Below are 26,897 nucleotides of genomic sequence, written 5' to 3'. Positions count from 1 at the left end.
GTGCGGGACCGGGAAAATTGTTCCGTCATTCCAGCTCGATCATCAGGTCCTTCGCGTCGATCTGTCCGCTGGGGTGGACATGAACGGCCTTCACGACGGCATCGCGCTCGGCATAGATGCCGGTCTCCATCTTCATCGCCTCGATGGTCAGGAGCAGGTCGTCGGCCTTGACCTTCTGACCTTCCTTGACCGCGACCGACGACACGACGCCCGGCATGGGCGCACCGATGTGGTTGGGGTTGCCCGCCTCGGCCTTGGGACGCGCGGCGGTCTGGGACTTGACCAGGCGGTTCGGCACGCGGATCACGCGGGGTTGCCCGTTCAGTTCGAAGAACACGCGAACCTCGCCGTCCTCCTGCGTCTCGCCGACGGTCTGAAGCAGGATCTCCAGTGTCTTGCCGGGGTCGATCTCGACCGAGATCTCCTCGCCCGGTTCCATCCCGTAGAAGAAGGTGCGTGTGGGCAGGGTGCGCACCGGGCCATAGGTGCGATGGCGACCCATGTAGTCGAGAAAGACCTTTGGATACATCAGATAACCGTTGAGATCCTCGTCATCGACCTCCTTGCCCTCGAGCTGCTGAGAAAGCTCCTTGCGCGTCGCTTCGAGATCGACCGGGGCGAGGTGCTTGCCGGGACGGTCGGTATTGGGCGTCTCGCCCTTGAGCACTTTATTGACGATCTTTTCGGGAAAGCCGCCGGGGGGTTGGCCCAGGTTGCCGCGCATCATGTCGACGACCGAGTCGGGGAAGGCCACATCGGTCTCGGGGTCTTCGACCTCGGCGCGGGTGAGGCCCTGGCTCACCATCATCAGGGCCATGTCGCCCACCACCTTGGACGAGGGCGTAACCTTGACGATGTCTCCGAACATCTGGTTCACCTCGGCATAGGTGCGGGCGATTTCCGGCCAGCGATCCTCGAGCCCGAGCGAGCGCGCCTGCGCCTTGAGATTGGTGAACTGTCCGCCCGGCATCTCGTGCAGGTAGACCTCGGAGGCGGGGGCCTGAAGCCCGGATTCGAAGGCCACATACTGCGCGCGCACCTGTTCCCAGTAGTTCGAAATCTCGCGCACGCGCTCGATGTCGAGCCCGGTGGCGCGGTCGGTGTTCTCGAGCGCCTCGACGATGGAGCCGAGACAGGGCTGCGACGTGCCGCCCGAGAAGGCATCCATGGCCGCGTCGACCGCATCGACGCCCGCCTCTGCGGCGGCGAGGATGGTGGCGCCCGCGATGCCGGAGGTGTCGTGCGTGTGGAAGTGGACGGGGATGTCGAGCTCGTCCTTCAGCGCCTTCACGAGCACGCGCGCGGCGGCGGGTTTCAGAAGCCCGGCCATGTCCTTGAGGCCCAGCACATGCGCGCCGGCATCCTGCAACTCGCGCGCCATGTTCACGTAATACCTGAGGTCGTATTTCGACCGCTCGGGGTCGAGCATGTCGCCGGTGTAGCAGATCGTGCCTTCGCAGACCTTGCCGGCCTCGTTCACCGCGTCCATGGCGACGCGCATGTTCTCGACCCAGTTGAGGCTGTCGAAGACGCGGAACACGTCGACGCCCGTCTCGGCCGCCTGGCGCACGAATTCCTGCACGACATTGTCGGGGTAGTTCGTGTAGCCGACGCCGTTCGACGCGCGAAGGAGCATCTGGGTCATGAGGTTGGGCATGGCGGCGCGCAGCTCGCGCAGGCGCTGCCACGGGCACTCCTGCAGGAAGCGGTAGGCCACGTCGAACGTGGCCCCGCCCCAGCACTCGACCGAGAAGAGGCCCGGGAGGTTTGCGGCGTAGGCCGGCGCCACGCGGATCATGTCGATCGAGCGCATCCGCGTGGCGAGGAGTGATTGGTGCCCGTCGCGCATCGTGGTGTCGGTCAGCAGGAGGCGGTCCTGTGCCAGCATCCAGTCGGCGACGGCCCTGGGCCCCTCGGCCTCGAGAAGCGTGCGGGTGCCGTCGGCGGGTGCGGCGCGGCTCCGGGGCGGCTTGGGCGGCTTCGCGTCGGCGTCGGGGGCAGGCCGGCCTTGCGTTTCGGGGTGGCCGTTGACGGTGATGTCCGCGATGTAGGTGAGCACCTTGGTGCCCCGGTCGCGCCGCTTCTTGAAGGTGAAGAGCTCGGGCGTGGTGTCGATGAACTTGGTCGAATACTCGTTGCTGAGGAAGGTGGGGTGCTTGAGCAGGTTCTCGACGAAGGCGATGTTGGTGCTGACGCCGCGGATGCGGAATTCGCGCAGGGCACGGTCCATCCGCGCGATGGCGGCTTCGGGGGTCTGGGCGTGGGCGGTGATCTTGACGAGAAGCGAGTCGTAGTAGCGCGTGATGACGCCGCCCGCATAGGCCGTGCCGCCATCGAGACGGATACCCATGCCGGTGGCAGAGCGATACGCGGTGATGCGGCCGTAATCGGGGATGAAATTGTTCTGCGGATCCTCGGTGGTGATGCGCGTCTGGAGCGCGTGACCATTGAGCGTGATCTCGTCCTGCGATTTCTTGCGCGTGGCCTCTTCGAGCGTCTTGCCCTCGGCGATCTTGATCTGGGCCTGCACGATGTCGATCCCCGTCACCTCCTCGGTGACGGTGTGTTCGACCTGAACGCGGGGGTTCACCTCGATGAAGTAGAACTGGTCGGTGTCCATATCCATCAGGAACTCGACCGTGCCTGCGCATTCGTAGTTCACGTGCTTGCAGATCTTGTAACCGAGCGCGCACAGCTCTTCGCGCTGGTCCTGGCTGAGATAGGGGGCGGGGGCGCGTTCGACGACCTTCTGGTTGCGGCGCTGGACCGAGCAGTCGCGTTCCCAGAGGTGATACATGTTGCCATGCTTGTCGCCGAGGATCTGAACCTCGACGTGGCGGGCGCGCTCGATCATCTTCTCGAGGTAGCCCTCGCCGTTGCCGAAGGCGGCCTCGGCCTCGCGCCGGCCTTCGAGCACCTTTTCCTCGAGCTCCTCCGGTTTCAGGATCGGGCGCATCCCGCGGCCGCCGCCGCCCCAGGACGCCTTGAGCATCATGGGATATCCGATCTCCTCGGCCTCGCGGCGGATCTTCTCCATGTCGTCGCCCAGCACCTCGGTCGCGGGGATCACCGGGACGCCCGCCTCGACCGCCACGCGCCGCGCGCTGGCCTTGTCGCCAAGGGCGCGCATGGTTTCGGCGCGGGGGCCGATGAAGGTGATGCCGTTCGCGTCGCAGGCATCGACGAAATCCGGGTTCTCGGAAAGCAGGCCATAGCCGGGATGGATGGCATCGGCCCCGCATTCCAGCGCGACGCGGATGATCTCGTCGATCGAGAGATACGCCTGCACGGGTCCCAGACCCTCGCCGATGCGATAGGCCTCGTCGGCCTTGAAGCGATGCAGGCCGAGCTTGTCTTCCTCGGCGAAGACCGCGACGGTGCGTTTGCCCATCTCGTTCGCGGCGCGCAGGATGCGAATGGCGATCTCGCCCCGGTTGGCGACGAGGATCTTCTTGAACTCTGGCACGGGTCTTCCCCTTCTTCCCTGTCCGGCACGTTGACCGACGATGCCGCGTTGCAGCGCGATTGTGCGGAAGTTGTAGGATTTGGGAGGACGTTGTGCAATCCAGACCGAAGCAATTGCACCCGTCTGCGACATATCTTGTCCGTCGGTGGGGGTGCGGTCACGCGCGAACGAGAGCCGATCGTCCCTTGTCAACAAGGAGTTGCGCGCGGTGTCCTACCCGGTCGGGTGGGGCGCGAGCCGGTCGCGGACGTCGCGGACCCGCGATAGCCCCATCTGCCCCATGTTGGCCTCGAGATCGCGGCGGAGGATTTCGGCGAGATGGTAGGGCCCGCGCGTGCCCAAAGCCGCGAGCGCGTGGTGCCAGGCGCGGCCCAGCATGACGAAATCAGCCCCGAGCGCGATGGCGCGCAGGATATCGAGCCCCCCGGTGATCCCGCCGTCGAGGATGAGGGGCAGGCGCGTCGCGTCCCGGATCCGGGGCAGGACCGAGAGGGGGGCGGGGGCGGCGTCGAATTGCCGGCCCCCGTGGTTGCTGATCCAGAGGGCATCGACACCCGCATTCTCAAGTCTCGGCACGTCGCGCATATCGAGCACGCCCTTCACGATGAGCGGACCATCCCAATGATCTCGGAGCCAGTGAAGATACGCCGCGTCCGGCGATGTGCGCAGCAGGTAGCCGGCATGAGCCGTGGAGGGCAGCCCCTTGGTATCGGGTGCGTAATCGTCAATGAGGCGCATCCGCGGCATCCCCGTCCGCGCCATCGCCAGCGCCCAGGCGGGCCGGGCGGCGATTTGTGCGAGAAGGCGCGGCGTCAGGCGCGGCGGCTGGGTCAGGCCGGAACGCAATTGCCGCTCGCGACGCGAGGCGACCGGCACGTCAGCGGTGAGAACAAGCACGCGAAACCCGGACTTCCGCGCGCGGCGCAGCATGTCGGCACGGATTTCGGGATCGCGCGGCGGATACATCTGGAACCACGCATGATCTCCGGCGAGCGGACCGACGGCCTCGGGTGTCTGACTGGCGACGGTCGAGAGCGTGTACGGCAGATCGAGCTTTCGCGCCGCCCGGGCGAGGTGACGCTCGGCGTCGGGCCAGACGAGGCCCGCCATGCCCACCGGTGCCATTCCGAAAGGCAGGGGCAGCGTGGAGCCGAGGAGCTGGACCGACAGGTCGGGGGTGATGTCGCCGTGCAGGATGGAGGGCAGGACCGTCACCCGCTCGAAGGCGGCGCGGGTGCGGGCGCGGGCCTCCTCGGCCCCGGTGCCAGCCTCCAGATACTCCCAGACGAAGCGGGGGAGGCGCGCACGGGCGCGTGCCGCGAGATCGGCGAGGGAAGGGTAGCGCGTATCGAGGTCCATGATCCAGAGGTGCGGCGCGGGGCGCCGTTTGTCCAGAGTCGAATGCGCCACGGCGAGGGTGGAATTGCGGCTGCAGAGGATACTCCGCATGTGCCGCCAAATAAAACGGCCCGCCCCCTCGACATTCCGCGAAAGGGGCAGATTAATGGCGCCATGATCAACGCGCTCACCCGAACCGGCCCCTTGTGGGGCGTCTTCTGGATGCTCACCACCGGGCTGTTGTTCGTGATGGTGACAGTGCTGGTCAAGATCCTGGGGACTCGCATTCCCGCGGCGGAGGGTGCGTTCCTGCGCTATGTCATGGGGCTCGTCTTTTTCCTTCCGATGATGGGCCCGCTCTGGCGCAGGGCGCGCGAGATGGATCGCTTCACCTTGGGCCTTTTCGGTTTGCGGGGGATTACTCACACGGCCGGGGTCGCGCTCTGGTTCTACGGAATGGCGCGCATCCCGCTCGCCGACGTGACGGCCATCAACTATCTCTCGCCGATCTACGTGACGCTGGGCGCCGCGCTTTTCCTCGGGGAGTCGCTGGCGCTGCGGCGGGTGCTGGCGATCATCGCCGCGCTGATCGGGGCGCTGGTGATCCTGCGGCCCGGTTTCCGCGAGGTGGGCCCAGGTCACATCGCGATGCTGGGGACCGGGCTGTCCTTCGGTATCTCGTATCTCGTGGCGAAGAAGGTAAGCGAGACCTGCGGCGCGGGAATCGTTGTGGCGATGCTCTCGGTGACGGTCACGATCGGGCTTGCGCCGCTCGCCATCGCCGCCTGGGTGACACCGACGCCGTGGGAGCTTCTGATCCTCTTCGGGGTCGCCTGCGTGGCGACGGGCGGCCATTACACCATGACGCTCGCCTTCCGCGCGGCGCCGCTTGCCGTGACGCAGCCGGTGACTTTCCTTCAGCTCGTCTGGGCCGTGTCGATCGGCGCGATCTTCTTCCACGAGCCGGTGGACCTCTGGGTCGTGGTCGGGGGGATGATCATCGTCGCGTCGATTTCCTTCATCAGCTGGCGCGAGGCGATGCTCAAGCGCAAGGCCACCACGCCCGCCGTGTCTGCCACCAAGTTCTGAGACCGGGTGGCGGCGCGTCCATGAATAAGCCCCCCGCGGCGCGAAACCGCGGGGGGCGATGCCGGGTGCGACCGGAGCGAGAAGGCGCCGGTCAGCGAGGGATCACGCGAACCACCAGCGCTCCATCCAGCGTTCGCCGTCCATGTCCCAGTTGGTCGCAAGCTCGTTGTGACCGATCTCTTTCGAGTTGGCGAAGACGTAGTTGGCAAACATCGGGATGATCGCGCCGCCCTGGTTGGCGACGATGTCCTGCATCTCCCAGTATTGCTGGCGGCGCTTGTCCTCGTCGAGCTCCGCGCGGGCGGAAACCATCAGTTCGTCGAACCGCTCGTTGCACCAGAACGTGTCGTTCCAGTCTGCGCCGCACTTGTAGGCCGTTGCGAACATCTGGTCCTCGACCGGGCGCCCGCCCCAATAGACGGCGGTGAAGGGTTTCTTCATCCACACGTCGGACCAGTAGCCGTCATTCGGCTCGCGCTGGACCTTCAGTTGAATGCCGCCCGCCTCGGCGGAGGCCTGGAAGAGGATCGCCGCGTCGACGGCGCCCGGATAGGCCGCGTCGGAGGCCGAAAGGTTGACCGTGAGCGAATCGAGGCCGGCTTCCTTGAGGTGGAACTTGGCCTTGTCCGGGTCGTAGGTCTTCTGCTCGAGTTCGGAGTTGTAGAACCGCTGACCGGCGCCGATGGGATGGTCGTTGCCGACCGAGCCGTAGCCGAACAGGATCTTCTCGACCAGTTCCTCGCGGTTGATCGCGTATTTCAGCGCCTGGCGGACGTGGTTGTCGGTGAACGGGTCCTTGTTGGTGGACATGGCGAACGTGTAGTGCTGCGTGCCGTCCACGGATTCGATGACCACGTTCTGGTTGCGGCCCAGAAGAGCCGCGGCCTTGAGGTCGACCTTGTCGATGGCCTGCACGTCGCCCGAGACGAGCGCGGTCGTGCGCGCGTTCTGGTCCACGACGGCCAGCATCTCGACCGAGTCGAACCACGCCACATCGTCGCGCCAGTGGTTCGGGTTGCGTTCGAACTGCGACGAAACGCCCGGCTCGAAATTCTTGAGCACGTAGCTGCCGCAGCCGTTGCCGGAGCGCCAGTCGATCCCATCGTCGGACTTGGGATGGATGGTCAGGTGATAGTCGCTGAGGATGAAGGGGAAGTCGGCGTTGCCGCCATCGAGATCGAAGATGATCGTGTCGTCGCCTTCGGTGCTGATATCCTTGATCGGGGCCACGATGGGGCCGGCCGCCGAGGTCGAGTCCTCGCCGCGGTGATGGTTGATCGAGGCCACAACGTCATCGACGGTGACGTCCTTGCCGTCATGGAACGTGACGCCCTTGCGCAGCTTGAACCGCCACTGGGCGGCATCGTCGGAGGCTTCCCAGCTTTCGGCGACTTCGGGCACGAGGCTGCCATCGGCAGCCACCTCGGTGAGACGGCCATGCACGCCGAAGCCGAGCGCCAGCATGTAGCCGTTTTCCCATTGGCCGGGATCGAGCGTGTCGGTGGTCTGGCCGTGGCCCTTGGCGACGCGGATATGGCCGCCGCGCTTGGGCGTCTGCGCCATGGCGCCCGACATGGGCAGGGTGGCCGCGATGGCGGCGGCCGAGGTGGTCTTGAGGAATCCGCGGCGATCCAGAAGGCCGCCTTTGATGATGGACATGAGTGTTTCTCCCTTGGTTATCGTTTCTGGCTGGTGTTTCGGGCGGGGCTACCGGGAAGCCTGCGTTGTCTCCAAGCGTCTCATCCGGTTGTCTGATCCCCATGCAAAAAACCGCGTGACGCGGCCGAACCCTTGATCGAACCATAAGGCCAGAGCCGCGCCGGCTGCAACCGGGTTCGATGCGAGCTTATTGATTGACGAGTCAATTAAACGCCAATATTGCCATCTGACAAGCGGTTTCGCACAGGTGAGTCGGAGGGACGGATGCCCAAGCTCGGGATGGAGCCGATACGGCGCGCGGCGCTTGTCGAGGCGACGATCCACGAGGTCGGCGCGCGCGGGACGCTGGACGTGACGGTGAGCCAGATCGCCCGCCGCGCGGGGATGTCGAGCGCGCTGGCGCATCATTACTTCGGCGGCAAGGAGCAGATATTCACCGCCGCGATGCGCCATATCCTCGGGCTTTACGGTGCCGAGATACGCGGCGCGCTCGCGATGGCGCGGGATCCGCGGATGCGGCTCGAGGCGATCATCCGTGTCAATTTCTCGAGCACGCAGTTCCGGCCCGAAACCGTGGCGGCATGGCTCAATTTCTACGTGCAGTCGCTCAAGTCGGAAGAGGCGGCGCGGCTTCTGCACATCTACCAGCGACGGCTGCGGTCGAACCTGCATCACGCGCTTCGCCAGCTTGTCCCCGAGCCGCGCGCGCGCATCCTGACCCGCGGGCTCGCCGCGATGATCGACGGTCTCTACCTGCGCCAGGCGCTCAGGCCGGACCCGATCGCGGCGGATGCGGCCATTGACGTGATGCTGAGCTATCTCGACGATGCGCTCATCGCCGAAACTTCGAGGAGGGAAAGCAGATGACATCCCCCAATATCCTGATTCTGATGGTAGATCAGCTTAACGGAACGTTCTTTCCCGACGGGCCGGCCGAATGGCTTCACGCCCCCAATCTCAAGAGGCTCGCCGCGCGCTCGACCCGGTTCGCCAATGCCTATACCGCGAGCCCACTTTGCGCGCCGGGGCGGGCGTCGTTCATGTCGGGTCTCCTGCCGTCGCGCAGCCGGGTCTATGACAACGCGGCCGAGTTCGCCGCCGATATCCCGACCTATGCCCATCACTTGCGGCGGGCCGGTTACCAGACCTGCCTTTCGGGCAAGATGCATTTCGTGGGCCCCGATCAGCTTCACGGCTTCGAGGAGCGGCTCACGACCGATATCTACCCCGCCGATTTCGGCTGGACCCCGGATTATCGCAAGCCGGGAGAGCGGATCGACTGGTGGTATCACAACATGGGATCGGTCACCGGCGCCGGGGTGGCCGAGATCACCAACCAGATGGAATATGACGACGAGGTCGCCTATCACGCCACCCGCAAGATCTATGACCTCGGGCGGGGCCACGAGGCGCGGCCCTGGTGCCTGACGGTGAGCTTCACCCATCCGCATGATCCTTATGTCGCGCGGAAGAAATACTGGGATTTGTATAGCGATTGCGAACACTTGCTGCCCGAGGTGAAAGCGTTCGACTACGAGGAGCACGACCCGCACAGCCAGCGCATCTTCGACGCGAATGACTGGCGCAGCTTCGACATCACCGACGAGGACCGCGCCCGTGCACGGCGGGCCTATTTCGCCAACATCTCCTATCTCGACGACAAGCTGGGCGAGATCCTGCACGCGCTCGAGGCGACGCGGCAGGAGGCGATCATCCTGTTCGTCTCGGACCACGGCGACATGCTGGGCGAGCGGGGATTGTGGTTCAAGATGAGCTTCTATGAAGGCTCGGCGCGCGTGCCGCTGATGATCGCCGCGCCAGAGATGGAGCCGGGACGCATCGACGCGCCGGTAAGCACGATCGACGTCTGCCCGACACTGTGTGAGCTGGCAGGGGTCGACATGTCCGAAGTCATGCCGTGGGTGGCGGGTGAAAGCCTTGTTTCGCTGGGCCAGGGCGCGCAGAGGCAGAGCCCCGTCGCCATGGAATACGCCGCCGAAGCCTCGTATTCGCCGCTCGTCTGCCTGCGGAGCGGCAAGTGGAAATACACCAATTGCGCGCTCGATCCCGAGCAGCTTTTCGATCTCGAGGCGGACCCGCACGAGCTGACCAATCTTGCCGAGGAGAAGGCGCACAGGGACGTGATCGAGCGTTTCCGCCTCGAGGCCGCGGCGCGCTGGGACCTCGAGCAGTTCGATGCCGAGGTCCGCGAAAGCCAGGCGCGGCGGTGGGTGGTCTACGAGGCGCTCCGGCAGGGCGGCTATTATCCGTGGGATTACCAGCCGCTTCAGAAAGCGAGCGAGCGCTACATGCGCAACCACATGGACCTCAACATCGTCGAGGAGAGGGCGCGTTTCCCGAGAGGTGAATAGCGTCCGACATCTCGCGGAAAACATTAGAGAAAAGAGCCGTCCCGAGTGACGGGGAGATGATCACGGAGCGATCCCGATGCAAGCTGATTACGTCATCATAGGGGCAGGCAGCGCGGGCTGCGCGATGGCCTATCGACTGGCCGAGGCCGGGCGCGAGGTGATCGTGATCGAGCATGGCGGGACGGATGCGGGGCCGTTCATCCAGATGCCGGGCGCCCTCAGCTATCCGATGAACATGGCGCGCTATGACTGGGGTTTCATGACCGAGCCCGAGCCGCATCTTGGCGGGCGGCGTCTGGCCTGTCCGAGGGGCAAGGTGATCGGGGGGTCATCGTCGATCAACGGGATGTGCTATGTGCGCGGCCATGCGCGAGATTTCGACCACTGGCGGGACGAGGGCGCGGCGGGCTGGGGTTATGCCGATGTTCTCCCGTATTTCAAGAGGTTGGAGAACTGGCACGATAGTGGGCATGGCGGCGATCCGGGCTGGCGCGGACATGACGGCCCGCTTCACGTGACGCGGGGGCGGCGCGACAACCCGCTGACCCGTGCCTTCGTCGAGGCGGGGCGGCAGGCCGGATACCCGGTGACGGATGACTATAACGGGTGGCAGCAGGAGGGGTTCGGGCCGTTCGACATGACGGTGTGGAAGGGTCGGCGCTGGTCGGCGGCGAATGCCTATCTCAAGCCCGCGCGGAAGACCGGGAAATGTCAGGTCGTCAATGCCTTGGCGCGCAAGGTGGTGATACGTGACGGCCGGGCGCGCGGTGTCGAGGTGCTGCGTCGCGGGCAGGTCGAGGAGATCGGCGCGCGCGAGGAGGTGATCATCGCGGCCTCGTCCATCAACTCGCCGAAGCTGTTGATGCTGTCGGGGATCGGGCCGGGCGCGCATCTCGCGGAACATGGGATCGACGTGGTAGCCGATCGGGCGGGCGTTGGACAGAACCTCCAGGATCATCTCGAGCTTTACATCCAGATGGCATCGCGCCAGCCGGTGAGCCTCTATTCTTACTGGAACCTCCTGGGAAAGGCTTATGTCGGCGCGCGGTGGCTTTTCACGCGGACGGGACCGGGCGCGTCGAACCAGTTCGAGAGCGCGGCCTTCATCCGCTCGCGGGCGGGGGTGGACTATCCGGACATCCAGTATCACTTCCTGCCCCTTGCGGTGCGCTACGACGGGAAGGCCGCGGCCGAGGGTCACGGCTTCCAGGCACATGTCGGCCCGATGCGAAGCCTGTCGCGCGGCGAGGTGACGCTCAGGAGCGCGGATCCGGCGGACGCCCCGCGCATCCTCTTCAACTACATGAGCCACGAGAGCGACTGGGAGGATTTCCGAAGCTGCATCCGTCTCACGCGGGAGATCTTTGCGCAGGAAGCCTTTGAAAACTACGTGAAACACGAGATCCAGCCGGGTGAGGCCGTGCAGTCGGACGACGAGCTCGACGACTTCATCCGCGAGCATGTGGAGAGCGCCTATCATCCCTGTGGCACCTGCCGGATGGGCCGTCGCGACGATCCGAACGCCGTGGTGGATCCGGAGTGCCGGGTGATCGGGGTCGAGGGGCTGCGCCTTGCAGACAGCAGCATTTTCCCGCGCATCACGAACGGCAATCTCAACGCCCCCTCGATCATGGTGGGCGAGAAGGCCGCCGATCACGTTCTGGGCCGCGCGCCGCTGGCGCCCGAGAATGCCGAGCCATGGATCCATCCCGAGTGGAAGACCGTCCAGCGATAGGTTAACGGGCCGTGCGGCGTGTCGGGGAGGCCCGGCGCGGTGAAGGTGCGAATCGGCCATGTTAACAAGGGGTTTGGGGGCGTTTCGGGACGTCGGTATCTACGTCGGTATCCACGTCGGTATCGCGTCGGTGCATTTGGTGCGAATGGCCCCTGTTAACGCGGCGCACGATACGGAAACCACGGAGATGCGTGAAAAATCAACTGGAAATTTCACGCAGAGCGGCGCCGAAAAGCGCGTGTCATCGAGGCCGGAATTTGCGAGAGTTCCGGCACCACGCGAGCGGAGAGGCAAGGATGCGGATGATACGTGCGGCGCTGTGTTTCGGCGTCATGGCAGCCGGGGCGACCGGCGCGGCCGCGGCAGAGCCGACGCCCATGTGGGCGATCGCGAGCCAATGGCGGTGCGATCTCAAGCAATATCTGAAGCTTCCCATGGAGGGTCCGGCCCAACAGATGGAGGCGGATGGCAGGAGCTACGCGATAGATTTCGATGCGAACGAAGTCACCAGCCCCTTCGGTGCCGCCATCGGCAAGATCACCCGGCGCGAATTCTCTCCCAACGGCCTGGCCGAGGACAATGTCGTCTTCGTCGACTGGGGCGGCGGGCCGTCGGTGCGGGTCATCTCGCGCAACGGTGAGACCTGGCACAACGTGCTTGATTCAGGCTGGCGCGACGAGGGCGGCGCGCTTTGGGTCGCGGCCTTTGCCTGCGTGCCGGGCGCGCAGATGGAACAGTAGGGCGGCACATCGGTTTCCCTCTGGAATGTCCACCGAAAGAGGGAGACCCCGAGATGACACCCAAGACGATAGCCACTGTCGCCACGCTGAGCCTGGTCGCGGGCGGAGCGATGGCCGACGATCACATGACGCCGCGGGCGAGCGCGCAGGTAAGCGGTGCCGGCACCGAGCTTGCCGGAACCGTGACGCTGAACGACACGGCCTCGGGGCGCGTCCTCGTGCAGATGGACCTGACGGGCGTGCCGGAGGGAACTCATGCGGTTCACCTGCACGAGACCGGGGATTGCAGTGCCGACGACTTCACGAGCGCCGGAGGTCACGTGGCGGGCGACGCCAAGCACGGCGTGCTTGTCGAGGGCGGCCCCCATCCGGGCGACATGCCCAACATGGTCGTGGGCAGCGACGGCGTGCTGAAGGGCGAGGTATTCCTGAGCGCGCTCGATATCGACGGAATGATCTTCGACGCGGACGGCGCGGCCTTCGTCATGCATGACGGCGCCGACGATTATGCCTCGCAACCCGCCGGGGACGCGGGCTCGCGCATTGCCTGCGGCGTCTTCGAAGAGGCCGGGTGAGGGCTCAGCCGACGCGGTAGGGAAGCACGCCGCGTTCGTCGGGCCGGATGGTGAGCCTGCGTTCGAGCGGCGGGATCGCGCGCTGATGGCAGTCGGTCCGCTCGCAGATGCGGCAGGAGATGCCAATGGGCTCGAACGCGGCGGCGTTCGCGATGTCGAGACCGTCTGCGAAGGTCAATGCGGCGGCATGTTTTACCTCGCACCCGAGCGCAATGGCGAAGCGGCGCACGGGCGCACCGAAGGCGCCGCCCGGTTTCGAGACGTCCCGCGCGAGGCTGATGTAGCGCACGCCATCGGGCGTCTCGGCCAGTTGCCGCAGGAAGCGGCCGGGTGTCTCGAAGGCCTGGTGGACGTTCCAGAGCGGGCACGCCCCGCCATAGCGGGCGAATTGCAGGAAGGTCGCCGAGTGCCGTTTCGTGATCGTCCCCGCCTGATCGACGCGCACGAAGAAGAAGGGGATGCCCTTGGCGCCAGGGCGTTGCAGGGTCGAGAGGCGGTGCGCGACCTGCTCGATGGAGGCGCCGAAGCGGCTGGCCAGTATCTCGAGATCGTGGCGCATCTCGCGCGCGGCGGAGAGGAACGCGCCGTAGGGCATCATCGCCGCACCGGCGTAATAGTTGGCAAGCCCGATCTTGGCGATGGCGCGCGCCTCGTCCGACTGGAAGCGCGCCAAATCAAGCGTGGCCTCGAAGAGCGCGTCCTGCGTGAGAAGCGCCAGTTGCAGGAGCATCTGGAACGTGCGGGTTTCGGGGGCGGCCCGGGACGAGAGATGCAGGAGCCCCGTCGCGCGGTCGAGCCGGCGGAGCGTGTCGCTGTCCTCGATCACGATGGTGATGCCCAGTTCAGCCAAGGCGTCGCGGGCGAGATCCGCCGCCGTCGCGCCGGGCCGGTCGGGTGTGCCGAAGCGTTCGGCGGCACGGTCTACGGCATCGACGTAGTTGTCGCAGTAGTGGAAGAAGTCGCGAACCTCGTTCCAGGGTGATTGCTGGGTCTGGGCATCGTCGCGGCCCAGGGCCTCGTCAAGGGAGGCGAGGCGCTCATGGGTCTGCCGGTAGGCCGCGTGGAGTTCGAGGAAGGCCCGGGCGAGCGCGGGCGCATTGGCCGCCGCGAGCCGCAGGTCCGAGACGGGCGGCGCGTCGGAAAAGACCGGGTCGGCCAGTGCCTCGCGCATGTCCGAGACCATGCGTTCGGCATCGCCGGGGTTGAGTTCCGACACGTCGAAGCCGAATTCCTGCACCAGTGCCAGCACGACCGAGGTGCTGACCGGGCGGTTGTTGTTCTCCATCTGGTTGAGATAGGGCAGCGAGATGCCGAGGCGGGCGGCGAAGTCCTTCTGCGTGAGCGAGAGGCGCTGGCGCGTTTCGCGCAGCTTGGCGCCGGCATAGAGTTTGCGGGAGGGCATGGGCGGGTCTTTGCAGGTTTGCGGTGGCCACAGGGTAGCTTTGCAAAGCGCGGTATTCAAGCCAGCCCGAGCCGCGTCTCGCGCCGCATGACGAAGAGGATGGCCGCGATGGCGGGGAGGGCGGTGGCGAGCATGATCCACAGAAGCGGCGTGGCGCCCGTCTCAGGCGAGAGTGCCGCGCCCGCCGCTGCCGAGAGCGCCGCGCCGAGCCCGATCATCAGCGCGCCCGCGAGGCCCGACGCGGTGCCCGCCAGGTGTGGCCGCACCGAGAGCGCCCCCGCCGTGGCGTTGGGGATCGACATGCCGTTGCCGAGACCCATCAGCGACATCAGCCCGAAGAAGGTGATCGCGTTGGCCGCCCCCACCTGGAAAAGCGCGAGGTTCAGCGCGATGCCGCCCGCGTTGATGAGCGTGCCCCAGAAGACCATACGGTTCACCCCGATCTGCACCGAGAAGCGGCCCGACAGGAAATTGCCCAGGAAATAGCCGATGGCGGGCGCGCCGAAATAGAACCCGATTTCGGACGGGGCGAGGGCGAAGACCTGTTCGCCCACGAAGGGCGCACCGCCGAGATAGGCGAAGAACGAGCCCGACGAGAGCCCGGTGGCGAGCGCGTAGCCCCAGAAGCGGGGCGCGCGCAGGAGTTCGGGGTATTCGGCGAATTGGCGCAGGAGGCCCAGTTCGCTGCGCGGGGCCGTTTCGCCGAGGTCGAACCAGACGAGCGCGAGGGTCGCGAGGCCAAGCACGAGCAGGAGCGCGAAGGTTGCCTGCCAACCGAAGAGCTCGTCGAGGAGGCCGCCGATCGCGGGTCCGATCATGGGGACCACGGCCATGCCCATCGTAACATAGCCGATCATCGAGGCGGCGCGGTCCTGGGGCACCATGTCGCGGACGATGGCGCGGCTCAGCACCATGGCGACGACGATGCCCGCCTGCATCATGCGGAAGGCGAGAAAGACCGCCACGTCGCGCGCCAGCATGCAGCCGAAGGTGGCCACCAGAAAGAGCAGGATGCCCCCGAGGATCACCGGCCGGCGCCCGAGCTTGTCCGAGAGCGGGCCGACGAAGAGCTGCATGACCGCGTTGACGCCGAGATAGACCGCGACCGAAAGCTGCATGATCCGGTAGTCGGTCCGGAAATAGGCGGTCATGCCCGGAAGGCTCGGCAGAAAGATGTTGAGCGCGAGCGCCGAAATCCCCGCGAGCACGATGAGCGTCAGGATATGCGGCGGCGTGGAGCGGTCGAGGAAGCGGATTTCGGGGCGGTCGGTCATGGCGGAATCGGTAGGCGAGCGCAGGCAGAGAGTCCATCGGTCACGGGCAAGCGCGGCCGGTTTGCCGATTTGCAAGTTAGCGGCGATTGCTTTGCATCTGTTTGCAAATTTGCCGGAAAGTGCTTTTGACCCGATTGGCCCAGCCTTATAAGGGACCGAGGTCACATGCCGGGGAGAGGCCATATGCGCGACATTCTGGAGGAACTCGAAGATCGGCGCGCCGAGGCGCGGCAGGGCGGCGGGCAGGCGCGGATCGACGCGCAGCACGAACGCGGCAAGCTCACCGCGCGGGAGCGGATCGAGATCCTGCTCGACGAGGGCAGTTTCGAGGAATTCGACATGTTCAAGGCGCATCGCTGCACCGATTTCGGCATGGAGCAGAGCCGCCCCTATGGCGACGGCGTGGTCACCGGCTGGGGCACGATCAACGGGCGCATGGTCTATGTCTTCAGCCAGGATTTCACGGTCTTCGGCGGATCGCTGTCGGAAACCCATGCCGAGAAGATCTGCAAGATCATGGACATGGCGATGCAGAACGGCGCCCCCGTGATCGGCATCAACGACAGTGGCGGCGCGCGTATCCAGGAAGGGGTGGCGAGCCTTGCGGGCTATGCCGAGGTGTTCCAGCGCAACATCATGGCGAGCGGGGTCATCCCGCAGATCAGCGTCATCATGGGCCCCTGCGCGGGCGGCGCGGTCTATAGCCCAGCGATGACCGATTTCATCATGATGGTGAAGGACACGTCCTACATGTTCGTGACCGGGCCGGACGTGGTCAAGACCGTCACCAACGAGCAGGTGACGGCCGAGGAACTCGGCGGCGCGTCGACGCATACCCGCAAGTCGAGCGTTGCGGACGCCGCCTTCGAGAACGACGTGGAGGCGCTGGCCGAGGTGCGCAGGCTGGTGGATTTCCTGCCGCTCAACAATCGCGGCGGCGTGCCCGTGCGTCCCTTCTTCGACACGCCCGAGCGCATCGAGGAGAGCCTCGACACGCTGATCCCCGACAACCCCAACATGCCCTATGACATGAAGGAGTTGATCTTCAAGCTGGGCGACGAGGGGGATTTCTACGAGATACAGGAGAATTTCGCGAAGAACATCATCACCGGCTTCATCCGCCTCGAGGGGCGCACGGTGGGGGTGGTGGCCAACCAGCCGATGGTGCTGGCCGGGTGTCTCGACATCGATTCGAGCCGCAAGGCCGCGCGGTTCGTGCGGTTCTGCGACGCGTTCGAGATCCCGATCCTGACGCTGGTGGACGTTCCGGGCTTCCTTCCCGGCACGGGGCAGGAGCATGGCGGCGTGATCAAGCACGGCGCCAAGCTTCTCTTCGCCTATGGCGAGGCCACGGTGCCCAAGGTGACGGTGATCACGCGCAAGGCCTATGGCGGCGCCTACGACGTGATGGCGTCGAAGCATCTGCGGGGCGATTTCAACTATGCCTGGCCCACGGCCGAGATCGCGGTGATGGGGGCGAAGGGCGCGTCGGAGATCATCCACCGCAAGGACGCGGGCGACCCCGAGAAGCTGGCCCAGCATACGAAGGATTACGAGGACCGGTTCGCCAATCCCTTCGTGGCCGCCGAACGCGGGTTCATCGACGAGGTGATCATGCCCCATTCGACGCGCAAGCGCATCTGCCGCGCCTTCGCCAGCCTGCGCAACAAGTCGCTGAGCAACCCGTGGAAGAAGCACGACAACATCCCGTTGTGAGCGAAAGGGGCGTTGCCCCTCGCGCGGAAACTGCGTTTCCACGCTCACCCCAGGATATTTTAAGCAAGAAGAAGGGCTCGGAGTGACACGGTGAGGACGGTCTTCGCGACAGGGCTGATGATGCTGGGGGCGGCGGCCGGCGCCGAGACGCCCGAGCGGATCGCGCTGCCTTCGGGCGGGGAGGCCTGGGTGCAGGAGGTGCGCGCGGAGCCCGAGGGCTACGGGCCGTCCTACAGGTTCCGTTACGTTCAGGAGGGGTTCGAGATGAACGAGGCGAGATTCGCCGCGGTGATGGCCGACCTCGAGCATCTCTGCGCGCGGCATGTGGCCCCGTGGCTCTTGGCGCGCGCGCCGGGGCCGCAGGAGGTGGTGGTTTCGCTTGCGTCCGCGCCCGGCCAATTCGGCGTCGCCGATCCGCAGATCGCGCAGGTCTTCGAGACCTACCTGGTCGAGAATGGCGCCTGCATATGGGAGGAATTCTGACGATGGCACAACATCTTGCGGATCGAATCTCAGGTGCGGCGGCTTTTGAGGCTTCCCGGTCACATAGGCTGTGGATAACTTCGCCCGCGTATCTCTGGCGCGGGGATTCGCGTATTCTGCCCGTCGGCCGCATCCAAGCGGCCCGCACCCCGAACGCGGGGCAGGTGGTGGGAGGGCGTGCCCTCCGCATCATGGACATAACGGACAGGAGACAAACATGTCGAACAGTATCAAGAGCCTTCTGGCGCTGGGCCTCGTGGCCATGCTCGCGGCTTGCGCACAGCAGGCCGAGGAAGAGGAATACGTGGTCGTCGAGCCCGAGCCGATTTCGGTCGAGCCGGTCTCGACGGGCAAATACGGCGGCAAGTACTAAGCCGGTTTCGTCCCTTGCGGGACAGACGGGGCGGGCCCTTCGGCCTGTCCCGTTTTTCGTGGCCATTGGCCGGGAGGGGCTGCGATGATGAAGCATCGCGGGTTCCCCGGCCGGTTGCCCGGCACGGATTACCAGTTCACCCTGCGCAGGGCCAATCCGAAGGGTGCGACACCCATCGTGGCGCGCGAACGCTACCGTGATCGCAGGCCCGCCGACCGGCGTGCCGACGAGGCCTTCGCCGCCGCGCTCTGGGCGCATTTCGGAGAGGAGCCGTTCGAGCGCGGGAACCTCGACGCGGGGCGGCTGAGCTGGCTGTTCGGGCGCGAGGTGCTGCCCTATGACGATCCCTTCGATCCGACCGATTACGAGGCACGGCTTGTCATCGACGCCGAGGCGATGCGGCGTGCGTTTCCCGAGGCGATGGAATGACGGGGAGGGCGGCATATGGCGCCGGGCCGGATTGCACCGCTTTCGGCTGCAATCCGCGCATGGAGCGCCGATTTACGCGGAACTCAGCCGAAAGTTGCGCAACGCGTCGCACGGGGTTGGCGCGGGCCGGGAAGGTGTGCAGGGTGATGGTCGTAGTGGCGGGCCTCCCCCAAGGGCCCGAGACAATTTGTCTGAACCGTTACCCTTCCCCTGACGGGCGGCAGCGCAGTTTGCGTCTGCCGCCCTTTTTTGGTTTTCCCGAGGGAACATGCGCGGATCGGTGGCGTTCCGCCGATGGCGGCGTTTCGCGCATGGAACTGTTTCACGCGTCTTGCGTTAATGGCATTCATGGGGGGATAGAGCAGTATCCTCAGGAAGAAGGGACCCCGAAATGCGACATATTCTCAAAATCACCGCACCCGTCATGGTTGTGCTGGGCCTTGCCGCTTGCGGCGACAATATCGGCGAACAGGCACTCATCGGCGGCGCGGCCGGCGCCGGCACCGCGGCGGTGCTTGACGGCAACGTTCTGGCCGGGGCGGCCGTGGGCGCGGCGGGCAACACGATCTATTGCCAGGCCAATCCCGGCAAGTGCCGGGGCTTCTGACCGGCTGACAGAGACACATGGCGCGGGCCTTCGGGCCTCGCGCGCTGATTTCCATTGGACCATCGGCGGGTTTCCCGCCGGTGGTTTTTTCATGACCGGCCGGGGCGAAGATCGCGGTCGCGAGGTAAAGGGGACGTGAGATGTTCAAGAAAATCCTGATCGCGAACCGCGGCGAGATCGCATGCCGCGTGATCAAGACCGCGCGCAAGATGGGGATCGCCACGGTTGCGATCTATTCCGATGCCGACCGCAACGCGCTGCATGTGAAGATGGCGGACGAGGCGGTGCATATCGGCCCGGCGCCCGCCAACCAGTCCTATATCGTGATCGACAAGGTGATGGACGCGATCCGCCAGACGGGTGCCGAGGCGGTGCATCCCGGCTATGGCTTCCTGAGCGAGAACGCGAAATTCGCCGAGGCGCTGGAGAAGGAAGGCGTGGCCTTCATCGGGCCGCCCAAGGGGGCGATCGAGGCGATGGGCGACAAGATCACCTCGAAGAGGATCGCGCAGGAGGCGGGGGTCAGCACCGTGCCGGGGGTCATGGGTCTCATCGAGGATGCCGAGGAGGCGGTGAAGATCTCGGGCGAGATCGGCTACCCGGTGATGATCAAGGCCAGCGCCGGGGGCGGCGGCAAGGGCATGCGCATCGCCTGGAACGACGAGGAGGCGCGCGAGGGCTTCCAGAGTTCGAAGAACGAGGCGGCGTCGAGTTTCGGCGACGACCGTATCTTCATCGAGAAATTCGTGACGCAACCGCGTCATATCGAGATCCAGGTGCTGTGCGACACCCACGGCAACGGCATCTACCTGGGAGAGCGGGAATGTTCGATCCAGCGGCGGAACCAGAAGGTGATCGAGGAGGCGCCGAGCCCGTTCCTCGACGAGGAGACGCGCCGCGCCATGGGCGAGCAGGCCGTCGCGCTGGCACAGGCGGTGGATTACGCGAGCGCGGGCACGGTCGAGTTCATCGTGGACGGGGAGCGGAACTTCTATTTCCTCGAGATGAACACGCGCCTCCAGGTGGAGCATCCGGTGACGGAACTGATCACCGGGGTGGACCTCGTGGAGCAGATGATACGGGTCGCGGCGGGGGACAAGCTGTCGATGACGCAGGAGGACGTGACGCTCACCGGGTGGGCGATGGAGAGCCGGGTCTATGCAGAAGACCCCTATCGCGGCTTCCTGCCGTCGATCGGGCGTTTGACCACCTATCGCCCGCCCGAGGAAGTGGCCGCCGGGCCGCTGGCGGAAAGCGGCAAGTGGCAGGACGAGGCGCGCGAAGGCGAGACCGCCGTGCGCAATGACACCGGCGTCTATGACGGTGGCGAGATCAGCATGTATTACGACCCGATGATCGCGAAGCTCTGCACCTGGGGCAAGGATCGCGCGACGGCGATCGAGGCGATGCGCGTGGCGCTCGACTCCTTCGAGATCGAGGGGATCGGGCACAACCTGCCGTTCCTGAGCGCGGTGATGGATCACCCGAAATTCGTGGCAGGCGAGATGACGACGGCCTTCATCGCCGAGGAATATCCCGATGGGTTCGAAGGGGTGCAACTGGCCCCCGATACGCTGCGCCGCGTTGCGGCGGCGGCGGCGGCGATGCACCGGGTGGCCGAGATCCGGCGCACGCGGGTCTCGGGGCGGATGGACAACCACGAGCGGCACGTGGGCGAGGACTGGGTCGTCACGCTTCAGGGTGAAAGCCACCGGGTGAACATCGCCGCCGACCGGCAGGGATCATCGGTGGCGTTCGAGGACGGCACGACGCTGCGCGTGGCGAGCGACTGGACGCCGGGGCAGCGCCTTGCGCGGCTCGAGGTCGATGGCGCACCGCTGGTCCTGAAGGTGAACAAGGTGCCGGGCGGGTTCCGCATCCGCACGCGGGGGGCCGAGCTGATCTGTCACGTGCGCACGCCGCGCCAGGCGGAGCTTGCCGCGCTCATGCCCGAGAAGAAGGAGGCCGATACGTCGAAGCTGCTGCTGTGTCCGATGCCGGGGCTGGTGGTGAAGCTGCACGTCGAAGAAGGCGCCGAGGTGCAGGAAGGCCAGGCGCTTGCCACGGTCGAGGCCATGAAGATGGAGAACATCCTGCGCGCCGAGCGCAAGGGCGTCGTCGCGAAGGTCAACGCGGCCGAGGGCGACAGCCTGGCGGTCGACGACGTGATCATGGAGTTCGAGTGATGCGACGGTTGATCGCGGTGCTCATGGCCTACGCGGTGGCCCTGGGCGTCGCGTGGTTCGTGCAGGTCAAGACGGTGGGCGCGCTTTTCGCACCCGGGCCGCAGGGCGAGGTCTGGCCCACGGTCGTCATGGCGCCGCTTGCCGGGCTCGCGGTCTTCGCGCTGATCTTCGGGCTTCTGGTGGGCACTATGCCGCGGTGGCGCTACTGGGTGTTCGCGCCTCTGGCCGTGGTGGGCGTCGGCGGTGTCGCGCTTTGGGCGATGGTGCGCGGCGTGGTGGCGCCGCCCGTGGCCGCGCTCGGGCTGGTGCTGGCGCTCCTGGTGGTGGCGTTGATCACGCTGGGACCGGAGCGGGCGTGAGCCGGGGACGCGCATATGGGCGCGAGCGGCGCTACTGGGCGCGTTCGTCGTCGCCGATGCCGCGGCGGTCGCGGATTTCCTGCTGGCGGAGCGGCAGCTTGTCGATCGAGCGCGACAATTCGCGCACGTCGCGCGGCGCTGGCCGGCGCAGCACGATGGACCCGTCCTTGGACAGAAGCACGATCATGAAGCCGCGCGGGTGGAAGCGATCGCGCAATTCGGTGCGCTCACCGGCATTGGTGTCGGTCAGCACGATGACATCACGCTCGGCCAGGTCATCGAGCCGCGCCGTGACCTTGTCCATCTGCTGGATGAAGCGGGGGTCGTTCTCGCTGTCGGCGAAGACGACGAGCGGCCGCTTTTTCCATAAAAATTCGCTCAAATCGGTGTCCATCGGGCCGATGAGCACCTCGTCGCCGGGGATGGCCGCGCCATCCGCCGCGAGCACGGAGGACGCCATCAACACCCCGAAAAACATGGAAAAACCGCGTTTCATGCACTCTCCTCTCCTTGGGAATATAAGCGCTTCGGGGGGGATTGCGACCGCTAAATGCACCGGGGCGGCGGGGCCGCTGCGTGTTCATGATATCTCAAACCTCGCGCGGCAGGCTGATCGCAGTCTTGTCACGGTGCCGCGCAGGGGCGCGCGCCGGAAGCCGGGGGCCACCATGGACATCTACCTGCATATCGGGGCGCATCGGGCCGCGTCGACCTCCTTCCAGTATTACATGCGCGAGAACGCTGCCGCGCTCGCGCGGCGCAACACCGCGTTCTGGGGTCCGGCGCGGACGCGGAACGGAATGTTCCACGGCATCATGCCGGTCCCGTCGCGGCGCAGCATGGCACAGCAGATGGCCCGCGCCCGGGGGCGCATCGCGCTCAAGCTCGCCAAGCTCGAGGATCGGGGCTTCGAGCGGCTGGTCATCAGCGACGAGAACATGCTGGGCAGCATGCGCGCCAATATGCGCGACGGGGCGCTCTATCGCGCGGCAGGCCAGAGGATGGCGCGCTATCACGCGGGGTTCGGCACCGAGGTGCGGCGGGTCGGCATCAGCCTGCGCAGCCCCGAGAGTTACTGGCGCTCGGCCATGGGATATTGCCTCATGCGGCTGGGCCGGTTGCCCGAGCCCGAGGACATGCTGCGCCTCGCCGCGATGCCGCGAGGCTGGCGTGACGTGGTCATGGACGTGGCCTGTGCCATGCCCGGGGTCGAGATCGTGGCGATGCCGCATGAGACGATGGGTCACGACGCGGCGGCTCGGCTGGGGGCGCTGCTGGACACGCGCGACGTGCCGCGCGAGAGTGCGCGTGTGCATCGCAACGCGGGGCCGGGCCCCGTGACGCTACGCGCCGAGGTGGCCCAGCGTGCGGGCCTTCCGGTCGAGGCGCTGACCGGGGCGGATGCGCTTCCGGCATTCGGCCGCGCGCAACTGGCCGCGATGCGCGAGAGCTACGAGGACGATCTCTACTGGTTGCGCGCGGGTGCCGACGGGCTTGCGCGGATTTGCGAGGAATGGGGGCCGGAGACGGCGGGGATCAACCCCGCGCCCGGACCCGAGGAAAGAGGACAAGGATATGGGACGCAAGGAAGACGACTGGCGTAAGATCGCGGAAAAGGAGCTTCGCGGCCGCAGTCTCGACGATCTGACGTGGCACACGCTCGAAGGGATCGCGGTCAAGCCGCTCTACACCGACGAGGATCTCGAGGGGGTCGATCACCTGGGCACGATCCCGGGGCAGGCGCCGTTCACGCGGGGCGTGAAGGCCACGATGTATGCGGGCCGCCCCTGGACCATCCGGCAATATGCGGGGTTCTCGACGGCCGAGGAATCGAACGCCTTCTACCGCCGCAACCTCGCCGCCGGGCAACAGGGCGTGTCGGTCGCCTTCGACCTGGCAACGCATCGCGGCTATGACAGCGACCATCCCCGTGTCGAGGGGGACGTGGGGAAGGCCGGTGTCGCCATCGACTCGGTCGAGGACATGAAGATCCTTTTCGACGGCATCCCGCTTGATCAGGTGAGCGTCTCGATGACGATGAACGGCGCGGTGATCCCCGTGCTGGCGAGCTTCATCGTCGCGGGCGAGGAGCAGGGGCACGACAGGTCGGTCCTGTCGGGGACGATCCAGAACGATATCCTCAAGGAGTTCATGGTTCGCAACACCTATATCTATCCGCCCGAACCCTCGATGCGGATCGTGTCGGACATCATCGAATACACCGCGAACGAGATGCCGCGCTTCAACTCGATCTCGATCTCGGGCTATCACATGCAGGAGGCGGGTGCGGACCTTGTGCAGGAACTGGCCTTCACGCTCGCGGACGGGAAGGAATACGTGCAGGCCGCCATCGACGCTGGCATGGACGTGGACCGTTTCGCCGGGCGGCTCTCGTTCTTCTTCGCCATCGGCAAGAATTTCTTCATGGAGGCGGCCAAGCTCCGGGCCGCGCGCCTGCTATGGCATCGGATCATGGAGGGGTTCGGCGCCAAGGAGGACCGCTCGAAGATGCTGCGCACGCATTGCCAGACGAGCGGCGTGTCCTTGCAGGAGCAGGATCCCTACAACAACGTGATCCGCACCGCCTACGAGGCGATGAGCGCGGTGCTGGGCGGCACGCAGTCGCTGCATACCAACGCGCTTGATGAGGCGATCGCGCTGCCCACCGATTTCAGCGCGCGCATCGCACGCAACACGCAGTTGATCCTGCAGGAGGAAACGGGGATCACCAACGTGGTCGATCCGCTGGCCGGGTCCTACTATGTTGAGCGGCTCACCCACGAACTGGCCGAGGCGGCGTGGAAGGTGATCGGCGAGATCGACGAGATGGGCGGCATGACCAAGGCCGTCGCGAGCGGCATGCCGAAGCTCAGGATCGAGGAAAGCGCGGCCACGCGGCAGGCGATGATCGACCGCGGCGAGGAGGTGATCGTGGGCGTCAACAAGTACCGCAAGGACAAGGAGGACCCGATCGACATCCTCGACGTGGACAACGTCAAGGTCCGCGAGGGACAGGTGGCCGCGCTCGCGCGCATTCGCGAGGGCCGCGACCAGGCAGCCTGTGACGCGGCATTGGACGAGTTGACGCGCCGCGCGGGCGAGGGGGGCAACCTTCTCGAGGCGGCCGTCGAGGCGGCGCGCGCACGCGCCACGGTGGGAGAGATCAGCATGGCGATGGAAAAGGTGTTCGGGCGGCATCGGGCGGAGGTCAAGACGCTGGCCGGGGTCTATGGCAAGGCCTACGAGGGCGACGAGGGCTTCGCCGCGATCCAGAAATCGGTGGAGGAGTTCGCCGAGGCCGAGGGCCGCCGGCCGCGCATGCTGGTGGTCAAGATGGGTCAGGACGGGCATGACCGGGGCGCGAAGGTGATCGCCACGGCCTTTGCCGACATCGGCTTCGACGTCGACGTGGGCCCGCTGTTCCAGACGCCCGAGGAGGCCGCGCAGGACGCCATCGACAACGACGTGCACGTGATCGGCATCTCGTCGCAGGCGGCGGGGCACAAGACGTTGGCGCCGAAGCTGATCCAGGCGCTCGAGGAGAACGACGCGGGCGATATCATCGTGATTTGCGGCGGAGTGATCCCGCAGCAGGATTACGAGTTTCTGAGGAAGGCGGGCGTGAAGGCCATCTTCGGTCCGGGCACGAACATTCCAGAAGCGGCGCAGGATATCCTCAAACTCATTCGCGAGACGCGGGGGTAAGGGGGGCGAGACTTCGGTCGGACCTCCTGGGATGGGCGCCCCGCAGGGAAGGGGCTTCGCCCCTCGCCGCGACAGCCTGACGGCTTTCGCGGCTCACCCCAGGATATTTTTTGGCAAGAAGAAGGGGACGGGTGCGTGTTTTGGCTTGCGCCGCTCCACCGGCGGGGTTTCCTGGCGGCATGGTGAAACTGGTTCTCCTGCACAAGGCCGACTCGATCTACGAGGATGAGCCCGACACGGTCTATGACTTTCCGCGGCGGTATCTGCGCGCCGTGGAAGAGGCCGTGGGGGACTGGATCGTCTATTACGAGCCGGTCAAGGCCGGACCGCGCGGGTATTTCGCGGTGGCGAGGATCTCACGGGTGATCCCGAAGCTGGGTGTGGCGGGGCGATACCTCGCGCTGATCGCGCCGGGCAGTTATCTGCCGCTCGACCGCGAGGTGCCGCGCCTGATCGAGGGTCGCCCGGTCGAGAGCCTGCTGGCCGATGGCGAGGGGCGGCCCACGATCGGCGGCCTGAACCAGAGCGCCGTGCGGCGCCTGCCCGAGGCGGATTTCGCGCGGATCGTCGACATGGGCCTGCCGCAGGACCTGGAGCGGATCGAGGCGGCGCGATACGAGCGCGACGCGGACGCCATGGAGGACGCCGGCGCGACCTTCGCGCGCCCGGTGGTGGAGCGGTTGACGCGCCGGGCCTATCGGGATGTCGCGTTCCGCCGGAAGGTGCGGGAGGCTTATGGGTATCGCTGTGCCATGTCGGGCCTGCAACTGCGCAATGGCGGCGGGCGGCCGGAGGTTGAGGCCGCGCATATCCGGCCCGTCGCGCATGGCGGGAGCGATGCCGTGCGCAACGGGCTGGCGCTTTCGGGCACGTTGCACTGGATGTTCGACCGGGGGCTCGTCTCGGTGGCGGAGGATTGCGAGACGATCCTTGTATCAGGCAACAAGGTACCCGGGGACGTGGTGGATCGGCTTCTGCCTCGGGACGGCAAGCTCTTGCGCCCCGCGCATCCGCGGGATTGGCCGCATCCGGTCAATCTGCGGTGGCATCGCGAGAACGTGTTCGGGCAGGTCAGTCCCGAAGGCGCTGCACCGTGGGAGGGATGCGCGCCCTGAGCGGTGGAGAGGGGCGGGTTTCGGCCTGAACGGTGCGGCCGCGCCGCGCCGGTTCCGTGGCAGGAGGGGCGCGGCCCCTCACCGTGAAAGCCCATGGGCTTTCACGGCTCACCCCGGGATATTTCCGGCAGGAGAAGGGTCGGGCGGGGCGAGGAATGTCAGGGTCAAGGCGCCCCGACGTGGCGGTGGCGCTGCGTTGCGGGCCGCGTGTCGGCGGACCGTCCGGGTGTGAGACGGGGGCGGTGTCCTGCCGGTCGATGCGCCGGTGGCGCGC

At 66.2% G+C, this 26,897-nt stretch carries 22 protein-coding genes; 16 read left to right on the top strand and 6 right to left on the bottom strand.

The genetic code is table 11. From position 1 onward, the window contains the following. Window positions 1-25: 25 nt before the first annotated feature. Both K1T73_RS10695 and K1T73_RS10690 read right to left on the bottom strand, forming a co-directional pair. Window positions 26-3,466 (bottom strand): pyruvate carboxylase, encoded by a 3,441-nt coding sequence (locus K1T73_RS10695; RefSeq protein ID WP_220600696.1) that lies wholly within the window; start codon window positions 3,464-3,466, stop codon window positions 26-28. Between the two features lie 213 nt (window positions 3,467-3,679). Next, a complete protein-coding gene (locus K1T73_RS10690; protein ID WP_220603705.1) occupies window positions 3,680-4,825 on the bottom strand; it encodes an alpha-hydroxy acid oxidase in 1,146 nt (381 codons plus the stop codon). Between the two features lie 153 nt (window positions 4,826-4,978). Here K1T73_RS10690 and K1T73_RS10685 point away from each other — a divergent pair, with 153 nt between their 5' ends. Continuing rightward, window positions 4,979-5,893, top strand: a complete 915-nt coding sequence (locus K1T73_RS10685; protein WP_220600695.1) for a DMT family transporter — start codon at window positions 4,979-4,981, stop codon at window positions 5,891-5,893. A gap of 102 nt (window positions 5,894-5,995) precedes the next feature. Here K1T73_RS10685 and K1T73_RS10680 read toward each other — a convergent pair whose 3' ends face one another. Continuing rightward, window positions 5,996-7,552 carry an ABC transporter substrate-binding protein gene (locus K1T73_RS10680; RefSeq protein WP_220600694.1) on the bottom strand — a complete coding sequence of 519 codons (1,557 nt, stop codon included), beginning with the start codon at window positions 7,550-7,552 and terminating at the stop codon, window positions 5,996-5,998. 264 nt (window positions 7,553-7,816) lie between these two features. Here K1T73_RS10680 and betI point away from each other — a divergent pair, with 264 nt between their 5' ends. From betI to K1T73_RS10655, 5 genes are all read left to right on the top strand, one after another. Continuing rightward, on the top strand, window positions 7,817-8,419 hold the full coding sequence (gene betI, locus K1T73_RS10675; protein ID WP_220600693.1) for a transcriptional regulator BetI: 603 nt from the start codon (window positions 7,817-7,819) through the stop codon (window positions 8,417-8,419). Continuing rightward, a complete protein-coding gene (betC, locus tag K1T73_RS10670) occupies window positions 8,416-9,924 on the top strand; it encodes a choline-sulfatase (RefSeq protein WP_220600692.1) in 1,509 nt (502 codons plus the stop codon). The genes betI and betC overlap by 4 nt, the downstream gene beginning before the upstream one ends. Window positions 9,925-10,000: 76 nt before the next feature. After that, window positions 10,001-11,659, top strand: a complete 1,659-nt coding sequence (gene betA, locus K1T73_RS10665) for a choline dehydrogenase (protein WP_220600691.1) — start codon at window positions 10,001-10,003, stop codon at window positions 11,657-11,659. A 296-nt stretch (window positions 11,660-11,955) separates the two neighbouring features. Next, window positions 11,956-12,399: a hypothetical protein gene (locus K1T73_RS10660; RefSeq protein ID WP_220600690.1), complete on the top strand. Its 444-nt coding sequence runs from the start codon at window positions 11,956-11,958 to the stop codon at window positions 12,397-12,399. A gap of 53 nt (window positions 12,400-12,452) precedes the next feature. Beyond that, a complete protein-coding gene (locus K1T73_RS10655; protein WP_310794387.1) occupies window positions 12,453-12,974 on the top strand; it encodes a superoxide dismutase family protein in 522 nt (173 codons plus the stop codon). A gap of 4 nt (window positions 12,975-12,978) precedes the next feature. Here K1T73_RS10655 and K1T73_RS10650 read toward each other — a convergent pair whose 3' ends face one another. Continuing rightward, entirely contained in the window at window positions 12,979-14,376 is a 1,398-nt protein-coding gene (locus K1T73_RS10650; RefSeq protein ID WP_220600689.1) for a short-chain fatty acyl-CoA regulator family protein, read from the bottom strand. Between the two features lie 56 nt (window positions 14,377-14,432). Further along, window positions 14,433-15,650 (bottom strand): multidrug effflux MFS transporter, encoded by a 1,218-nt coding sequence (locus K1T73_RS10645; protein WP_220600688.1) that lies wholly within the window; start codon window positions 15,648-15,650, stop codon window positions 14,433-14,435. A 183-nt stretch (window positions 15,651-15,833) separates the two neighbouring features. Between K1T73_RS10645 and K1T73_RS10640 the strand changes: the two genes are divergently transcribed. The 7 genes from K1T73_RS10640 (at window position 15,834) to K1T73_RS10610 (ending at window position 21,803) form a co-directional block, all read left to right on the top strand. Then, complete coding sequence (locus K1T73_RS10640; protein WP_220600687.1) at window positions 15,834-17,366, top strand: acyl-CoA carboxylase subunit beta; 1,533 nt, start codon at window positions 15,834-15,836, stop codon at window positions 17,364-17,366. Window positions 17,367-17,456: 90 nt separating this feature from the next. Next, a complete protein-coding gene (locus K1T73_RS10635) occupies window positions 17,457-17,849 on the top strand; it encodes a DUF6497 family protein (RefSeq protein WP_259400218.1) in 393 nt (130 codons plus the stop codon). A 217-nt stretch (window positions 17,850-18,066) separates the two neighbouring features. Beyond that, window positions 18,067-18,222, top strand: coding sequence for a hypothetical protein (locus K1T73_RS10630; protein ID WP_220600686.1), 156 nt, complete (start codon window positions 18,067-18,069; stop codon window positions 18,220-18,222). Window positions 18,223-18,306: 84 nt separating this feature from the next. Then, window positions 18,307-18,651 (top strand): hypothetical protein, encoded by a 345-nt coding sequence (locus K1T73_RS10625; protein ID WP_220600685.1) that lies wholly within the window; start codon window positions 18,307-18,309, stop codon window positions 18,649-18,651. 391 nt (window positions 18,652-19,042) lie between these two features. Beyond that, window positions 19,043-19,258 carry a hypothetical protein gene (locus K1T73_RS10620; protein WP_220600684.1) on the top strand — a complete coding sequence of 72 codons (216 nt, stop codon included), beginning with the start codon at window positions 19,043-19,045 and terminating at the stop codon, window positions 19,256-19,258. A gap of 140 nt (window positions 19,259-19,398) precedes the next feature. Further along, a complete protein-coding gene (locus K1T73_RS10615) occupies window positions 19,399-21,444 on the top strand; it encodes an acetyl/propionyl/methylcrotonyl-CoA carboxylase subunit alpha (RefSeq protein WP_220600683.1) in 2,046 nt (681 codons plus the stop codon). Further along, window positions 21,444-21,803, top strand: a complete 360-nt coding sequence (locus K1T73_RS10610; protein ID WP_220600682.1) for a hypothetical protein — start codon at window positions 21,444-21,446, stop codon at window positions 21,801-21,803. The genes K1T73_RS10615 and K1T73_RS10610 overlap by 1 nt, the downstream gene beginning before the upstream one ends. A gap of 31 nt (window positions 21,804-21,834) precedes the next feature. On the opposite strand, the gene K1T73_RS10605 is transcribed toward K1T73_RS10610, so the two are convergent. Continuing rightward, window positions 21,835-22,299 carry a DUF4174 domain-containing protein gene (locus tag K1T73_RS10605; RefSeq protein WP_220600681.1) on the bottom strand — a complete coding sequence of 155 codons (465 nt, stop codon included), beginning with the start codon at window positions 22,297-22,299 and terminating at the stop codon, window positions 21,835-21,837. Window positions 22,300-22,471: 172 nt separating this feature from the next. Between K1T73_RS10605 and K1T73_RS10600 the strand changes: the two genes are divergently transcribed. The 3 genes from K1T73_RS10600 (at window position 22,472) to K1T73_RS10590 (ending at window position 26,623) form a co-directional block, all read left to right on the top strand. Beyond that, a complete protein-coding gene (locus K1T73_RS10600) occupies window positions 22,472-23,407 on the top strand; it encodes a hypothetical protein (RefSeq protein WP_220600680.1) in 936 nt (311 codons plus the stop codon). Continuing rightward, window positions 23,379-25,508, top strand: coding sequence for a methylmalonyl-CoA mutase (gene scpA, locus K1T73_RS10595; protein WP_220600679.1), 2,130 nt, complete (start codon window positions 23,379-23,381; stop codon window positions 25,506-25,508). Before K1T73_RS10600 ends, scpA begins: the two co-directional genes overlap by 29 nt. Window positions 25,509-25,687: 179 nt before the next feature. Continuing rightward, a complete protein-coding gene (locus K1T73_RS10590) occupies window positions 25,688-26,623 on the top strand; it encodes an HNH endonuclease (RefSeq protein ID WP_220600678.1) in 936 nt (311 codons plus the stop codon). The last annotated feature ends 274 nt before the right edge of the window (window positions 26,624-26,897 follow it).

The sequence above is a fragment of the Roseovarius sp. SCSIO 43702 genome (assembly GCF_019599045.1).
Classification (GTDB): Bacteria; Pseudomonadota; Alphaproteobacteria; order Rhodobacterales; family Rhodobacteraceae; genus Roseovarius.
This window is presented reverse-complemented; position numbering and strand designations above follow the sequence as displayed.

Coding starts and splice junctions, on each gene's coding strand:
- K1T73_RS10690 (WP_220603705.1), bottom strand. CDS start 4,825: ATGGACCTCGATACGCGCTACCCTTCCCTCGCCGATCTCGCGGCACGC.
- K1T73_RS10685 (WP_220600695.1), top strand. CDS start 4,979: ATGATCAACGCGCTCACCCGAACCGGCCCCTTGTGGGGCGTCTTCTGG.
- K1T73_RS10680 (WP_220600694.1), bottom strand. CDS start 7,552: ATGTCCATCATCAAAGGCGGCCTTCTGGATCGCCGCGGATTCCTCAAG.
- betI (WP_220600693.1), top strand. CDS start 7,817: ATGCCCAAGCTCGGGATGGAGCCGATACGGCGCGCGGCGCTTGTCGAG.
- betC (WP_220600692.1), top strand. CDS start 8,416: ATGACATCCCCCAATATCCTGATTCTGATGGTAGATCAGCTTAACGGA.
- betA (WP_220600691.1), top strand. CDS start 10,001: ATGCAAGCTGATTACGTCATCATAGGGGCAGGCAGCGCGGGCTGCGCG.
- K1T73_RS10660 (WP_220600690.1), top strand. CDS start 11,956: ATGCGGATGATACGTGCGGCGCTGTGTTTCGGCGTCATGGCAGCCGGG.
- K1T73_RS10655 (WP_310794387.1), top strand. CDS start 12,453: ATGACACCCAAGACGATAGCCACTGTCGCCACGCTGAGCCTGGTCGCG.
- K1T73_RS10650 (WP_220600689.1), bottom strand. CDS start 14,376: ATGCCCTCCCGCAAACTCTATGCCGGCGCCAAGCTGCGCGAAACGCGC.
- K1T73_RS10645 (WP_220600688.1), bottom strand. CDS start 15,650: ATGACCGACCGCCCCGAAATCCGCTTCCTCGACCGCTCCACGCCGCCG.
- K1T73_RS10640 (WP_220600687.1), top strand. CDS start 15,834: ATGCGCGACATTCTGGAGGAACTCGAAGATCGGCGCGCCGAGGCGCGG.
- K1T73_RS10630 (WP_220600686.1), top strand. CDS start 18,067: ATGTCGAACAGTATCAAGAGCCTTCTGGCGCTGGGCCTCGTGGCCATG.
- K1T73_RS10625 (WP_220600685.1), top strand. CDS start 18,307: ATGATGAAGCATCGCGGGTTCCCCGGCCGGTTGCCCGGCACGGATTAC.
- K1T73_RS10620 (WP_220600684.1), top strand. CDS start 19,043: ATGCGACATATTCTCAAAATCACCGCACCCGTCATGGTTGTGCTGGGC.
- K1T73_RS10615 (WP_220600683.1), top strand. CDS start 19,399: ATGTTCAAGAAAATCCTGATCGCGAACCGCGGCGAGATCGCATGCCGC.
- K1T73_RS10610 (WP_220600682.1), top strand. CDS start 21,444: ATGCGACGGTTGATCGCGGTGCTCATGGCCTACGCGGTGGCCCTGGGC.
- K1T73_RS10605 (WP_220600681.1), bottom strand. CDS start 22,299: ATGAAACGCGGTTTTTCCATGTTTTTCGGGGTGTTGATGGCGTCCTCC.
- K1T73_RS10600 (WP_220600680.1), top strand. CDS start 22,472: ATGGACATCTACCTGCATATCGGGGCGCATCGGGCCGCGTCGACCTCC.
- scpA (WP_220600679.1), top strand. CDS start 23,379: ATGGGACGCAAGGAAGACGACTGGCGTAAGATCGCGGAAAAGGAGCTT.
- K1T73_RS10590 (WP_220600678.1), top strand. CDS start 25,688: ATGGTGAAACTGGTTCTCCTGCACAAGGCCGACTCGATCTACGAGGAT.